The organism is Streptomyces sp. NPDC002790 (genome assembly GCF_040295505.1).
In the GTDB taxonomy this organism is placed as follows: Bacteria; Actinomycetota; Actinomycetes; order Streptomycetales; family Streptomycetaceae; genus Streptomyces.
The window spans coordinates 13,711-27,519 of sequence record NZ_JBEOVM010000052.1 but is presented as its reverse complement, the minus strand read 5'-3'; the positions used below and the strand labels follow the sequence as shown (position 1 = coordinate 27,519).

At 71.3% G+C, this 13,809-nt stretch carries 13 protein-coding genes; 8 read left to right on the top strand and 5 right to left on the bottom strand.

Annotated features, from left to right (window positions below):
* Positions 1-184: 184 nt before the first annotated feature.
* The 5 genes from pheS to ABT004_RS22235 all read left to right on the top strand — a co-directional run bounded on the left by pheS (position 185) and on the right by ABT004_RS22235 (position 7,314).
* Positions 185-1,312: a phenylalanine--tRNA ligase subunit alpha gene (pheS, locus tag ABT004_RS22255; protein ID WP_351339574.1), complete on the top strand. Its 1,128-nt coding sequence runs from the start codon at positions 185-187 to the stop codon at positions 1,310-1,312.
* Complete coding sequence (gene pheT / locus ABT004_RS22250) at positions 1,312-3,813, top strand: phenylalanine--tRNA ligase subunit beta (RefSeq protein WP_351339571.1); 2,502 nt, start codon at positions 1,312-1,314, stop codon at positions 3,811-3,813. Before pheS ends, pheT begins: the two co-directional genes overlap by 1 nt.
* A 183-nt stretch (positions 3,814-3,996) precedes the next feature.
* Positions 3,997-5,082 (top strand): PP2C family protein-serine/threonine phosphatase, encoded by a 1,086-nt coding sequence (locus tag ABT004_RS22245; RefSeq protein WP_351339568.1) that lies wholly within the window; start codon positions 3,997-3,999, stop codon positions 5,080-5,082.
* Positions 5,083-5,370: 288 nt separating this feature from the next.
* Positions 5,371-6,711 (top strand): NsdA family TPR-like regulatory protein, encoded by a 1,341-nt coding sequence (locus tag ABT004_RS22240; RefSeq protein ID WP_351339567.1) that lies wholly within the window; start codon positions 5,371-5,373, stop codon positions 6,709-6,711.
* Positions 6,712-6,783: 72 nt separating this feature from the next.
* Positions 6,784-7,314, top strand: coding sequence for an NUDIX hydrolase (locus tag ABT004_RS22235; RefSeq protein WP_351339565.1), 531 nt, complete (start codon positions 6,784-6,786; stop codon positions 7,312-7,314).
* An 11-nt stretch (positions 7,315-7,325) separates the two neighbouring features.
* Here the strand turns inward: ABT004_RS22235 and ABT004_RS22230 are convergent, their stop codons facing one another.
* Positions 7,326-7,583, bottom strand: a complete 258-nt coding sequence (locus ABT004_RS22230; RefSeq protein ID WP_351339563.1) for a hypothetical protein — start codon at positions 7,581-7,583, stop codon at positions 7,326-7,328.
* 183 nt (positions 7,584-7,766) lie between these two features.
* Complete coding sequence (locus ABT004_RS22225; protein WP_351339561.1) at positions 7,767-8,627, bottom strand: 3-hydroxybutyryl-CoA dehydrogenase; 861 nt, start codon at positions 8,625-8,627, stop codon at positions 7,767-7,769.
* A gap of 186 nt (positions 8,628-8,813) precedes the next feature.
* Between ABT004_RS22225 and ABT004_RS22220 the strand changes: the two genes are divergently transcribed.
* Entirely contained in the window at positions 8,814-10,016 is a 1,203-nt protein-coding gene (locus tag ABT004_RS22220) for a glycoside hydrolase family 10-like protein (protein ID WP_451190017.1), read from the top strand.
* On the opposite strand, the gene ABT004_RS22215 is transcribed toward ABT004_RS22220, so the two are convergent.
* Both ABT004_RS22215 and ABT004_RS22210 read right to left on the bottom strand, forming a co-directional pair.
* The gene (locus tag ABT004_RS22215; protein ID WP_351339557.1) at positions 10,004-10,216 is read right to left on the bottom strand and encodes a DUF1918 domain-containing protein; all 213 of its coding nucleotides are present in this window, start codon (positions 10,214-10,216) and stop codon (positions 10,004-10,006) included. The genes ABT004_RS22220 and ABT004_RS22215 overlap by 13 nt on opposite strands.
* 90 nt (positions 10,217-10,306) lie before the next feature.
* Entirely contained in the window at positions 10,307-11,272 is a 966-nt protein-coding gene (locus tag ABT004_RS22210) for a DMT family transporter (RefSeq protein ID WP_351339554.1), read from the bottom strand.
* On the opposite strand from ABT004_RS22210, the gene ABT004_RS22205 reads away from it, so the two are divergent.
* Both ABT004_RS22205 and ABT004_RS22200 read left to right on the top strand, forming a co-directional pair.
* A complete protein-coding gene (locus tag ABT004_RS22205; RefSeq protein WP_351339551.1) occupies positions 11,271-12,740 on the top strand; it encodes an aminotransferase-like domain-containing protein in 1,470 nt (489 codons plus the stop codon). The two genes, ABT004_RS22210 and ABT004_RS22205, sit on opposite strands and share 2 nt — an antisense overlap.
* Before the next feature lie 10 nt (positions 12,741-12,750).
* The gene (locus ABT004_RS22200) at positions 12,751-13,185 is read left to right on the top strand and encodes a GNAT family N-acetyltransferase (RefSeq protein WP_351339549.1); all 435 of its coding nucleotides are present in this window, start codon (positions 12,751-12,753) and stop codon (positions 13,183-13,185) included.
* Positions 13,186-13,245: 60 nt separating this feature from the next.
* Here ABT004_RS22200 and ABT004_RS22195 read toward each other — a convergent pair whose 3' ends face one another.
* A complete protein-coding gene (locus ABT004_RS22195; RefSeq protein WP_351339547.1) occupies positions 13,246-13,698 on the bottom strand; it encodes a DUF6314 family protein in 453 nt (150 codons plus the stop codon).
* Positions 13,699-13,809 lie beyond the last annotated feature (111 nt).

Here is a 13,809-nt window from a genome sequence, read left to right as displayed (position 1 = left end):
CTCCCTCCTCTGCCTTGCGATCGCACGCACCAGGCCGATCCGGTCCCGCCCTGCGGTCGGACGACGGGAGCGCGGATCTACTCGTCTAGACTCGTCCTTTGGCACGTTTGCGTCCCCGCCACTCGACGGCCGTCGAACGCGTCTGCGGGACCATCAGCCACGCCAATCGGAAGCACGGGAAGAGATGTCGGCACCGAACAAGTCGTACGACCCTGTCGAGGTCGAGGCACTGAAACCGGAAGAGATCGAGCGCGTGCAGGCGGAGGCGCTCGCCGCCTTCGCCGCCGCGGACTCGCTCGACGCGCTTGCGGAGGCCAAGACCGCGCACGCCGGCGGCACCTCGCCGCTGTCGCTCGCCAACCGCGAGATCGGCGCGCTGCCGCCGCAGGCCAAGGCCGCCGCGGGCAAGCTCGTCGGGCAGGCCCGCGCCGCCGTCGGCCGGGGCCTCGCCGCCCGCCAGGCCGAGCTGGAGGCCGAGCGTGACGCCCGCGTCCTGGTCGAGGAGGCCGTGGACGTCACGCTGCCCCACGACCGCGAGCAGGCCGGCGCCCGGCACCCGCTGACCACGCTCTCCGAGCGCATCGAGGACGTCTTCGTGGCCATGGGCTACGAGGTCGCCGAGGGCCCGGAGATCGAGGCCGAGTGGTTCAACTTCGACGCGCTCAACATCGGGCCCGACCACCCCGCCCGCGGCACCCAGGACACCTTCTTTGTCGAGGGCGCCACGGAGCAGGGGGACGACGGGGCGGGGCTCGTGCTGCGTACGCACACCTCGCCCGTGCAGATCCGCTCGATGCTCGACCGCGAGCCCCCGGTCTACGTGATCTGCCCCGGCCGCGTGTACCGCGCCGACGAGCTGGACGCCACGCACACCCCCGTCTTCAACCAGGTCGAACTGCTCGCCATCGACGAGGGCCTGACCATGGCGGACCTCAAGGGCACCCTCGACCACATGGTCCAGGCGCTCTTCGGCCAGGGCATGAAGACGCGGCTGCGGCCGAACTTCTTCCCGTTCACCGAGCCGTCCGCCGAGATGGACATGGTCTGCTACGTCTGCCGTGGCGAGTCCGTGGGCAACCCCGACCGCCCCTGCCGCACCTGCGGCAGCGAGGGCTGGATCGAGCTGGGCGGCTGCGGCATGGTCAACCCGAAGGTGCTCGTCGCCTGCGGTGTGGACCCCGAGAAGTACAGCGGATTCGCCTTCGGGTTCGGCATCGAACGGATGCTGATGTTCCGCCACAACGTCGAAGACATGCGAGACATGGTCGAGGGTGACGTCCGGTTCACCCGACCGTTCGGGATGGAGATCTGATGCGTATCCCGCTTTCCTGGCTGCGGGAGTACGTCGACCTCCCCGCCACCGAGACCGGCCGTGACGTACAGGCCAAGCTCGTCTCCGCCGGCCTCGAGGTCGAGACGGTCGAGCAGCTCGGCGCAGGCCTCAAGGGCCCCCTCGTCGTCGGTCAGGTACTGACCATCGAGGAGCTGGAGGGCTTCAAGAAGCCCATCCGCTTCTGCACCGTCGACGTCGGGCAGGCCAACGGCACCGGTGAGCCGCAGGAGATCGTCTGCGGCGCCCGGAACTTCGCCGTCGGCGACAAGGTCGTCGTGGTCCTGCCGGGCGCCGTGCTGCCCGGCGACTTCGCGATCGCCGCGCGCAAGACGTACGGCAAGACCTCGCACGGCATGATCTGCTCCGGCGACGAGCTGGGCATGGGCGACGACGGCAGCGGCGGCATCATCGTGCTGCCGCCGGAGCACGAGGTCGGCACCGACGCCATCACGCTGCTCGAACTGGTCGACGAGGTGCTGGACATCGCGGTGACCGCCAACCGCGGCGACTGCCTGTCCATCCGCGGCGTCGCCCGCGAGGCCGCCATCGCCTACGGTCTGCCGCTGCGCGACCCGGCCCTCCTCGACGTGCCGACGCCGAACGCCGACGGCTACCCGGTGCAGATCACCGACCGCCTCGGCTGCGACCGCTTCACCGCGCGCACGGTCGCCGGGCTCTCGCCCGACTACCGCTCCCCGGTCTGGCTCCAGCGCCGCCTGCAGAAGGTCGGCATGCGCCCGATCTCACTCGCGGTCGACGTCACGAACTACGTGATGATGGAGCTCGGCCAGCCCCTGCACGCCTACGACCGTTCGCTGGTCCAGGGCGCGATCGGCGTCCGCCGCGCCGAGCAGGGCGAGCAGCTCACCACCCTCGACGGCGTCAAGCGCAAGCTCGATGCCGAGGACCTGGTCATCACCGACGACCGCGGCCCCATCGGCCTCGCCGGCGTGATGGGCGGCGCCAACACGGAGATCGCGGACCACGCGGAGGACGCCGGCACCACCGACGTCGTCATCGAGGCAGCGCACTTCGACGCCGTCTCCATCGCCCGCACCGCGCGCCGCCACAAGCTGTCCTCCGAGGCGTCCAAGCGCTTCGAGCGCGGCGTCGACCCGCAGGCCGCGTCGGCCGCCGCCCAGCGCGTCGTCGACCTGCTCGCGCTGCTCGCGGGCGGCAAGGCGGAGCCCGGCGTCACCGAGGTCGTCGCCCCGTCCGGGCCGCATACCATCACCGTCCCGGCCGACCACCCGGACAAGGTGGCGGGCGTGACGTACGGCCGTGAGACCGTGGTGCGCCGCCTCCAGGAGGTCGGCTGCGACGCGTGCGGCCAGGACGTCCTGACGGTCACCGTGCCGTCCTGGCGCCCCGACCTCATGGACCCGAACGACCTCGCCGAAGAGGTCATCCGCCTGGAGGGCTACGAGAACCTGCCCTCCACGCTGCCGAAGCCCCCGGCGGGCCGTGGCCTGACCGCGCGGCAGCGTCTGCACCGCCGCGTCGGGCGCGCCCTGGCCGGCGCCGGGTACGTCGAGGCGCTCAACTACCCGTTCCTGGGCGAGGGCGTCTTCGACCAGCTCGGCCTGGAGGCGGACGACGCCCGCCGCAAGGTCGTCAAGCTGATCAACCCGCTCAACGACGAGGAGCCCGCGCTCCGTACGACGCTGCTGCCGGGGCTGCTCTCCGCGCTGCGCCGCAACGACGGCCGGGGCAGCCACGACCTGGCGCTCTTCGAGACCGGTCTGGTGTTCCGGCCGACCGGCGAGGAGATCGCCCCGGTCCGCCTCCCCGTCGACCGCCGCCCGACCGACGAGGAGATCGCCGGCCTGAACGCCGCGCTGCCCGCGCAGCCGCGCCGTGCCGCCGTCGTCCTCGCGGGCGCCCGCGAGCAGGCGGGCTGGTGGGGCAAGGGCCGCCCGGCCGACTGGGCCGACGCCATCGAGGCGGCGCGCATCCTCGCCCGCGAGGCGCACGCGGAGCTGACCGTCCGTGCCGACCGGCACGAGCCGTGGCACCCGGGCCGCTGTGCCGCCCTGTACGCGGGTGACCAACTGATCGGCCACGCCGGTGAGTTGCACCCGCGTGTCGTCAAGGCGCTGAACCTGCCCGAGCGCACCTGCGCGATGGAACTGGACCTCGATGCTCTGGAGCAGGCCGGTACCGGCGCGCTCGAGGCGCCGCGGATCTCCACGTTCCCCGTCGCCACGCAGGACGTCGCCCTGATCGTGGACAGGACGGTGCCGGCCGCCGAGGTCGAGAAGGCGCTGCGCGAGGGCGCCGGTGAACTCCTCGAGTCCATCCGGCTGTTCGACGTGTACGAGAACGCGGAGCAGCTCGGCGACGACAAGAAGTCGCTCGCCTACGCGCTGGGCTTCCGGGCCGGCGACCGCACGCTGAAGGCCGACGAGGCCTCGGCCGCGCGCGACGCCGCGGTGGCGCTCGCCGCCGAGCGCACGAGCGCGGTGCTGCGCGGCGCGTAACCACGCCCGCCGGCGCACGCAGCCGCACCTTGAGGGGTGCACCCGGGAGACCGGGTGCACCCCTCACTCATTCGAGTGAGGATTCTCGATGATCCGGTCCCGAACGGGCAGGCGGTAGACAGAATCATTGCGGCTGCCGGGCCGACCGGCGAGCGCGCTGCAGTGGCCGAGGGAGCCGTCGGCATGATCCGTATCAAGACCAGGGCACCCACCGGAATCGGAGCCAGGCGCTCGCGGCGTACGTTGATGCTGGGGCTGCCGACCGTCTGGGGTGCGGTCGCGATGACGTACAAATACGTCTGCCCGCTCGCGCAGTTGGACGGGCTGGGGGCGCGGGTCGCGACCAGCGCCGTCTTCTTCGCCGTCGGCACCGGGCTGATATTGCGCGTACGCCACACCCTGATGCGGGAGTTGAGCGAGGCGCGGGCCGTCGCGGACGCCGCGCAGTCCGCGCTGCTGCGCCCGCTGCCGCCCCGGCTCGACGGGCTCGCGCTCGCCGCTGGGCAGCTCTCAGCGGACCGCGCCGCCAGCGTCGGCGGTGATCTGTACGACGTCGTCGCCACCGATCACGGCGTCCGTGTGGTCATGGGGGATGTACGAGGGCATGGCATCAGCGCGCTCGGCACCGTCGGCGCCGTCCTCGGCAGTTTCCGCGAGGCCGCACACGACGAGGACGAACTCGGTCCCGTACTAAGGAGGTTGGAGCGCGCGCACGCCCGCTACCTGCGCCAGCGCGCCCCTGACGAGCACCCTTCCGCCTGTGCGACGGAGCCGGAGAACCCGATCGCGGAGGAGTTCGTTACGGTGCTGCTCCTGGAGATCCGGCAGGACGGCGCGGTGCACGCCCTCAACTGCGGTCACCCGTGGCCGTATCTGCTGCGCCCCGGCGCCGAGCACTGCGTGGAGCCTCTGAGTGGCGGCGATCCGATGCCTCCGCTCGGCCCGTTCCCGCTGCCCGCTGAGCTGCCGCCGGTGCGCTGCGGGCGGATCCGGCCCGGCGAGGGGCTCCTGCTGCACACCGACGGTGTCGAGGACGCCCGCGATCACCAGGGTCGGTTCTTCCCGCTGCGGTCCACGCTCGACGGGGCGGTGCGCCGCGGTCCCAGCACGCCGCAGGCCGTCATCCACGCCGTCTACAGTCGGCTCCTGTGCCACGTCGGCGGACCGCTCGACGACGACGCCGCGCTGCTCGTGCTGCGCAACGACCGGAGCCGGGTCCCCGCCCAGCATGCCGGGCCCGCCGTGCGCACCGCCCACAAGGTGCTCTGAACTTCCGGGCGTTCACGACCGTACGAGGCCGGGGGCCGCGCCGTCCGCCCGTCGCGGAGTGGGTCGGGCAGGCGAGCGGGCGGACGACGCGGGTTCGGGCCGCCGCGCTGTACGAGGGGGAGCCGACGGCCCGGCCGGCCTCTTGCGAGGCAATTCAGTCAACCGGGCTCCAATCAGCCACAACAGCGCGCACACGCCACGGACTTGGGCATTCCGATCACACCCCGTGTGAACGCGGCTCGACTAGGCTGGCGCCACCGAGCCAATGGCGGGCAACGGAGGCTCTTGATGCAGCCCAACACCCTGCTCGACGCGATTCTCGACGAAGCCGGGATCTCCCATGCGGGACTCGCGGCCCACGTGAACCAGGAGGGCAAGGCGCGCGGCGTCGCTCTCCGCTACGAACACACCGCGGTCGCCCGCTGGTTGAAGGGCCAGCGGCCGCGCGGCCAAGTCCCCGACCTGATCTGCGAGGTGCTGGCGGCGCGGCTGCAACGGCACGTCACCCTCGACGACATCGGCCTCGGCGTCTCCTGCGAGCCCGCCGCAGCGCACGTCACGACGCTGTCCGGTTTCGTGGAGCGGGCCACCGCTCTGTGGCGCTCCGACCAGCAGCAGCGCCGGCACATCCTGGACGCGCCCGCCGTCACCGGCACCCCGGCCGTGATGCCGGTGTGGGAGTGGGAGAACCCGCCCGAGGACAACGACGTGTCGCGCGGCGGCCGTCACCCGGTCAGCGTCGCCGACCTGGAGATGATGCGCTCGGCCCGCGCCCACTACGAGCAGATGTACCGCAAGGCGGGCGGCATCGCGACGCGCAGCCGCATCGTCGGCTTCCTCAACACCGAGGCGGCGCCCCTTCTGCGCGGTAGCTACACGGACGACACCGGCCGCCAACTGCACCGCGCCACCGGCGGATTGGTGGCCATCGCGGGCATCTGCGCGTACGACTCCGATGCGCACGGACTGGCGCAGCGCTACTTCCATCAGGCGCTGCGGCTCGCGAAGGCCAGTGCCGACAGGGGACTTGGGGCGTATGTCATCGCGCTGCTCGTCAACCAGTCGCTGCACATGCGCGATCACCGGCAGGCGGTCGCCTTCGCGGAGGCCGCGCTGCGCGCCGCCGGCCGGCACATCTCGCCCGCGCTCGCGTCGGATCTGTACGCGATGCAGGCGAAGGCGTACGCGCACCTCGGTGACGGTACGAGCGCCCTGGAGTGCATCCGGCGTGCCGAATCCGCCGCCGATCGCATCCGGCGCGGGCACGAGCCGGACGAGACGGGTTACGTGCAGCCCGGATTCGTCAACGTACAGGTGGCGGAGGCCCTGTTGAGCCTCGGGGACTACGCCGCCGCCAAGGAGCACGCGCAGGAGGCGGTGCACACCCCGGCGCACGATCGGGGGCGTGTGCACCGACTCGCCGTGCTCAGCCAGATCCAGCTCAGACAGGGGAACGCGGAACAGGCCGTGGCCACCGCCGTGGAAATGGCCGAGACCGCTCGGGGAATGGAGTCGCAGCGGCTGCGCGACAGACTCCGGGCGGTGCGCGAACACCTCGTGCGCAGCGGCTGTGCAGGTACGGCCGAGGCCGCCGAACTCATCGACGGAGCGCTGCGCGTGCCGCTGTGACCCATTGCGCGGGGAGCCCACGAACGCCACTGCTGCGATATTGCCAGCAACTCGGCGGAAGGTGGCAGAACCGTGCAGTGGACGAAACAGAACGAACAAACTGTGTATGCAAACCGATGGTTCAGCGTCAACCTGGCAGACGTCGCTCTACCGGACGGCCGGCACCTCGACCACTTCGTGATACGGCTGCGGCCCGTGGCCGTCGCCACGATCGTCAACGAGGCGCACGAAGTGCTCCTGCTGTGGCGGCACCGCTTCATCACCGACAGCTGGGGCTGGGAACTGGCCGCGGGTGTCGTCGAGGACGGGGAGGACATCGCGTACGCGGCGGCAAGGGAACTGGAGGAGGAGACCGGCTGGCGGCCGGGACCGCTGCGGCACCTGATGAGCGTCGAACCGTCCAACGGCCTGACCGACGCCCGACACCACATTTACTGGACCGACGAGGGAACGTACATCGGCCACCCCCAGGACGATTTCGAGTCGGACCGCAGGGAATGGGTCCCGCTCAAACTCGTCCCCGACATGATCGCTCGCGGAGAGGTCCCGGCCGCCAACATGGCGGCCGCACTACTTCTCCTGCACCACCACAGCCTCGGCTAGCGCCCTTTGGGCTAGTGGCCGAGTGCCTGCCACACCACGACGGCCAGTGCGCAGACCGAGGTCAGCGCGGCCACCGTGGGCAGCGGCCAGCGGGTGTTCTCGAGCGCGCTGAGCCGGGTGCCGAGGTCGTCCTGATCCTTGACGGTCTGGTCGTCGCGGTGTGTGTGCAGCGCCAGTTGACCGTCGATGCGGGCCAGTTGGACCTCGACGACCCGTCGTAACTCTGCGAGTTCCTCCGGGACCACGGGATTATCCGGGTCGGTGGTCACGAGTTGGCTCCTTTCCATGGGCGCACATCCCTTGATGTACGTACCGGAAGTCAACTCGCCTGGTGGGCGCGGAGGGAGCGTGTGCGAACGGCATATGCGGGTCACCCGCGCGCTCCCCGTGCGAACGCGATGGGCCCGGTGCTCGAAAGAACACCGGGCCCATTCGGGCGTCACGCTGTGTGGTCAGGCGTAGGTGTAGAAGCCCGAACCGCTCTTGCGGCCGAGCCGGCCCGCGTCGACCATCCGCTGCAGCAGCGGGGGAGCGGCGTACAGCGGCTCCTTGTACTCGTCGTACATCGAGTCCGCGATGGAGACGATGGTGTCCAGGCCGATCAGGTCGGCCAGCTTGAGCGGGCCCATCGGGTGGGCGCAGCCGAGCTCCATGCCGTTGTCGATGTCCTCGCGGCTCGCGATGCCCGACTCGAACATCCGGACGGAGGAGAGCAGGTACGGCACCAGCAGCGCGTTCACCACGAAGCCCGAGCGGTCCTGGGCGCGGATGGCGTGCTTGCCGAGGATCTTCTCCACCATGACCTGGGCGCGGCTGATCGTGCCCTCGGACGTGGTGAGCGCGGGGATCAGCTCGACGAGCTTCTGCACCGGCGCCGGGTTGAAGAAGTGGATGCCGACCACGTGGTCGGGGCGGGACGTCGCCACGGCCAGCTTCACCAGTGGGATGGAGGAGGTGTTCGAGGCGAGGATCGCGTCGGACCGGGTCACGACCTGGTCGAGGACCTGGAAGATCTCCGTCTTCACCTGCTCGTTCTCGACGACCGCCTCGATGACGAGGTCACGGTCGGAGAACTCCCCGAGGTCCGTGGTGAAGGTGAGGCGCTCCTGCGTCTCGGCCAGCTCCTCCTCGGTGATCTTGCCGCGCGAGGCTGCCTTGGAGAGGGAACTGAGCAGTCGCGTGCGCCCGTACTCCAGGGCCTCGCCGGTGGTCTCGGCCACCTTCACGTCGAGTCCCGCACGGGCGCAGACCTCCGCGATTCCGGCGCCCATCTGGCCGCAGCCCACTACGCCGACGCGTTGGATGTCACTCAAGGGGTCCGTCACCTCGTGCCTTTCGCTCTTCTTCCGGGGCGCACCGGTGCCGGGGCACGGTGTCTCTCCGGGGGCTTCCGGATCCGCACGTTACCCCGTAGACATGGGTGGGGTGGAGCCCGGGTTAACGCCTGTTCATGCGGTCCACACCGTGTCACATGTGTTTGGGGGGAACCTATGGGACGTATCTCACGTATGTCGCGGCGCGCTTTCACGCTCGGGTCGGCCCTCGCGCTGACCACCTTGACGGCGGCGGACGCCGCTTCCTCGGTGCCGGTGCGGCGGCAGTTGCGGGGCATGTGGCTGGCCACGGTGGCGAACCGGGACTGGCCCTCGCGGGCGGGCCTGGGCGCCGCCGAGCAGCGCGCCGAACTGATCGCGCACCTGGACACGGCCGTTCGCCGCCGGCTCAACGCCGTGATCTTCCAGATCCGGCCGACCGCCGACGCGCTGTGGCCCTCCGCTCACGAACCGTGGTCCGCCGTCCTCACCGGAACGCAGGGGCAGGACCCGGGCTGGGACCCGCTGGGCACGGCGGTGGCCGAGGCGCACGCGCGCGGCCTGGAGCTGCACGCCTGGTGCAACCCGTACCGGATCGCCAACCACACGGACCCGAGCCGGTTGATCCCCACGCATCCGGCGCGGCTGCACCCCGACTGGGTCGTCGTCTACGGCGGCAAGCTCTACTACAACCCCGGTCTGCCGGAGGTCCGTCGTTTCGTCGTGGACGCGATGCTGGACGCGGTCGAGAAGTACCCCGTCGACGCCGTGCACTTCGACGACTACTTCTACCCGTATCCCGTCGCGGGCCAGACCTTCGACGACGACGCGGCCTACGCCACGTACGGCGGCGGCTTCCCGGACCGGGCGGCCTGGCGGCGCGCCAATATCGACCGGCTGATCCGGGAGATGGCGGCGCGCATCAAGAAGACCAGGCCGCGGGCGAAGTTCGGCATCAGCCCCTTCGGCGTGTGGCGCAACAAGGTGACCGATCCGAACGGTTCGGACACCATGGCAGGCGTGCAGACCTACGACGACCTGCACGCGGACACCCGCAAATGGGTGCGCGAGCGGTGGATCGACTACATCTGCCCGCAGGTGTACTGGAACATCGGGTTCGCCGCCGCCGACTACGCCAAGCTCGTGCCGTGGTGGGCCGACGTCGCACACGGCACGGGTGTGCGCCTCTACGTGGGAGAGGCCCTCTACAAGGCGGGCGATCCGGCGCAGCCCGCCGCCTGGCAGGACCCCGCCGAGCTGTCCCGGCACCTCACGTTCGCGGACGGCTTCCCGGACGTGCGCGGGCACGTCTTCTTCTCGGCCAAGGAGGTCGGGCAGGACAGGAACGGCGCGATGGCCCGCGTGGTGGCGGACCACTACACGCCCTGAGGCCGGTCCCGCCGTGTGGTGGGGTGCCGGACGACGGCGTCGGGCCCCGGCGACATGATCGCCTCGTGGCCGTCCTCGAACCGCACGCGGAACGGCGGATCACCGTCCGCGCCGAGCACTTCGACGATCTGCGCCACCCGGTCGTGCTGCCCGACGATCCGGCCGTGCACCAGGAGCTGGTCCCCTATGGTCGCGCGCATCAGGAGTGACCTCCTCTACGTGCCGTACGTGCCTGCCGTACTGTGCGGCAAGTGTACGGCCGTGCAAGGGAGTTGAGACCTGCCGGGCGTTCAGCCGCGTGCGCGTTGGGTGGCCGCGATGCACAGCAGGACCGCCACCGCGGTGAGCGGCGCCGCGACCGGCAGCGTCTCGCCGAGCAGGGCGACCGACCAGATGAGGGTCAACAGCGGCTGCGCGAGCTGGAGTTGGCTCGCCTTCGGGATACCGATCATCGCCATGCCCTTGTACCAGACGATCAGGCCGAGGAACTGCGAGCCGACCGCCACCCACAGCAGCCCCGCCACGGCGTGCCCGGTCAGGTGCGCGGGCTCGTACGGGAGGGAGATCGCCGCGCCCGCCACGGCGAGCGGCAGGCACAGCACGAGCGCCCACGCGATGACCTGCCAGCCCGGCATCACGGACGCGAGTCGGCCGCCCTCTGTGTAGCCCGCCGCGCAGATCAGCAGCGCCCCGAAAAGGAACAGGTCGGCCCGGGTGAGGGCGCCGCCGCTCTGCTGCACCGTGAACGCGATCACCGCCGCCGCGCCCACGCACGCGGCGACCCAGAAGGTGCGCGAGGGGCGGGTCCCGGTGCGTATCGACGAGAAGACGGCCGTGGTCAGCGGCAGCAGGCCGACCACCACAGCTGAGTGCGCGGTCGTCGCCGTCTCGAGCGCGAGCGTGGTGAGCAGCGGGAAGCCGACCACCACTCCGGCGGCGACGACGGCGAGGCCCGCCCAGTGCCGCCGCTCGGGAAGCCGGACGCGCAGGGCCAGCAGGCAGGCGCCCGCGACGAGCGCGGCCAGCACGCAGCGCACGCTGATCAGGGAGTAGGGGCCGAAGCCCTCGAGGCCCCAGACGGTGGCGGGGAAGGTGAGCGAGAAGGACGTGACACCGATGGCGGCGAGCAGCGTTCCGGCGAGCCTGCCCGGCGGCCGGACCGGGGGCGCGAGGGCTTCGGCCGCGGTGGCCGGGGCGGTCGGCCGACCGGCAACTGCTACCCGGTCCCGCTCGATAGCGCTATTCTGTGCTCTCATGCAACAGAGTAGCAGCGTGGGCGAACTGGCGAAACAGCTCCGATCCGAGCTGAACCGCTACTCACCAGGGGAAAAGCTGCCGTCGAGCCGCTCCCTCGTCGAGCGCCTCAAGGTGAGCCCGGTGACGGTCTCCCGCGCCCTCGCCCAGCTCGCCGCCGAGGGCCTCGTCGTCACCCGCCCGGGAGCCGGCGCCTACCGGGCCGAGGCGCGGGCCTCCGCCGGACCCGTCGGCGACACGTCCTGGCAGGAGGTCGCGCTGAGCGCCGACGCCGCGACGGAGGTCGTGCCGCGCGCGGTCGACGCGGCGGGCGTCCTGGTCACCCTCTCCGCGCCGCCACCCGGCGTGATCGAGCTCAACACCGGCTATCTGCACCCGGTACTGCAACCGGTCAGCGCGATGTCCGCCGCCCTCGCGCGCGCCGGACGACGCCCAGGGGCCTGGGCCAAGCCGCCAGTCGACGGCCTCCCCGAACTGCGTGAGTGGTTCGCGCGCGGCATCGGCGGGGCGGTCTCCGCCTCGGACGTGCTGATCACGTTCGGCGGGCAGTCGGCGCTCACCACGGCGCTGCGCGCACTCGCGCCGCCGGGTGCCCCCGTCCTCGTCGAATCGCCCACGTATCCCGGCATGTTGGCGATCGCGCGCGCGGCGGGCCTTCGGCCGGTGCCGGTGCCGGTGGACCGGGACGGTGTGCGCCCCGAACTCCTCGCGCAGGCCTTCAAGGCGACCGGTGCCAGGCTCTTCGTGTGCCAGCCGCTGTTCCAGAACCCGACGGGGGCGGTGCTCTCCGCCGAGCGGCGGCCCGAGGTGCTGCGGATCGCGCGGGAGGCCGGGGCGTTCGTCGTCGAGGACGACTTCGTGCGCCGCCTCGTCCACGAGGACGTGGGCCCGCTGCCGAGACCCCTCGCGTCCGACGACCCGGACGGCGTGGTGGTCCACGTCTGCTCGCTCACCAAGGCGACGTCGCCGAGCCTGCGCATCGGCTGCCTCGCCGCCCGCGGACCCGTCCTGGAACGGCTCCGCGCGATCCAGGTCGTCGACCACCTCTTCGTACCGCGCCCCCTCCAGGAGGCCACCCTCGAACTCGTCGGGTCCCCGGCCTGGCCGCGCCATCTGCGCACCCTGGCGGGGAAGTTGAGGACCCGCCGCGACATCCTGGCGGCCGCGATCACCACGGACCTCCCCGCGCTCGACCTCACGCACATCCCGGCCGGCGGCTACCACCTGTGGCTGCGCCTGCCGGAGGGCAGCGACGAGGCGGCGCTGGTCGCGGGCGCCCTGCGCGCGGGCGTCGCGGTCGCCCCCGGCCGCCCGTACTTCTCCGCCGAACCCCCGGCGCCGCACATCCGGCTGAGCTTCGTCGGTGTCGCGTCGACCGAGGAGATCACCGAGGGCGTACGCCGCCTGAAGCAGGCCTGCGCGAAGGTCCTGGCCCCGAATCCACTCGACGCGCACGCGTCCGACCTGTGAGGATCCCGGAATGACCAGCTCCCTGCCCGACGGCTACGCGATATCCACCGACCCCGCCCGCATCGACGCGGACCGCGTCCACAGGTGGCTCTCCGAGGACGCGTACTGGGCACTCGGCCGACCGCGCGCCCAGCAGGACAAGGCGCTCGCCGGTTCCCTCAACTTCGGCGTGTACGACGCGGCCTCGGGCGAACAGGTCGCCTACGCGCGCGTGGTCACGGACGAGGCGACGTTCGCCTGGCTCTGCGACGTGTACGTGGACCGCTCGGTCCGCGGCAAGGGCATCGGCAAGGCGATGGTGTCGTCGGTCCGCAACCACCTCCAGCCACTCGGCATCCGCCGGATCCTGCTGGCAACGCGCGACGCCCACGGCGTCTACGAGGAGCTGGGCTTCGCCCCTCTGGAACACCCGGACCAGTGGATGGCGCTGTACTTCACCCAATAAAGCCCCTGCGGCGATTGGGCAGCGGGGTCCGGGGCAGCGCCCCGCGACCGCACCCCCGGACTACCGCTCCTCGACGACCCGCCGATAGTCCGTCGTGAGCACCAGATCCTTGGCAGGCCCCTTCACGCGCCACACACTCCGCCACCGCCGCGAGTCATACACGGTGAACTCCCCCCGATAGAGATCCGCCGAACACGGATGGTCGGCAACGTGCTGCCCCGCCCGTAGATCCAGGCCATGGAAGAACCGCCCGTCGGCGAACCGCACCACCGCGGTCCCCGGCTCCTCGCCCGGCAGGTAGCGAAGCGTTCGCTCGGCAGGCCGCGCAACCCCATGCCACTCGAACGTCCCCGACTCGAAGTGCAGCAGTCCTTCGCCCTCGTCCGTGAACACCGTGGTCCCGCCGAACACCCCCGTCACCCCCTCGGAGAGATCCCGCACCGTCCGCTCGACCCGCCAGCGCCCCGCCAGAAACGCCAACACATCGGAAACCGGCCTGAGTTCCCCTGCCACGCACACCACTCCCGCTCACCTCTGCGCGAACCGTTGACGCGCGTACCGCTGGTTCCTATCTTGCCGTTCGCAGTTTAGGACTTCGTACGAGATATCGAACACTCGCCTAGG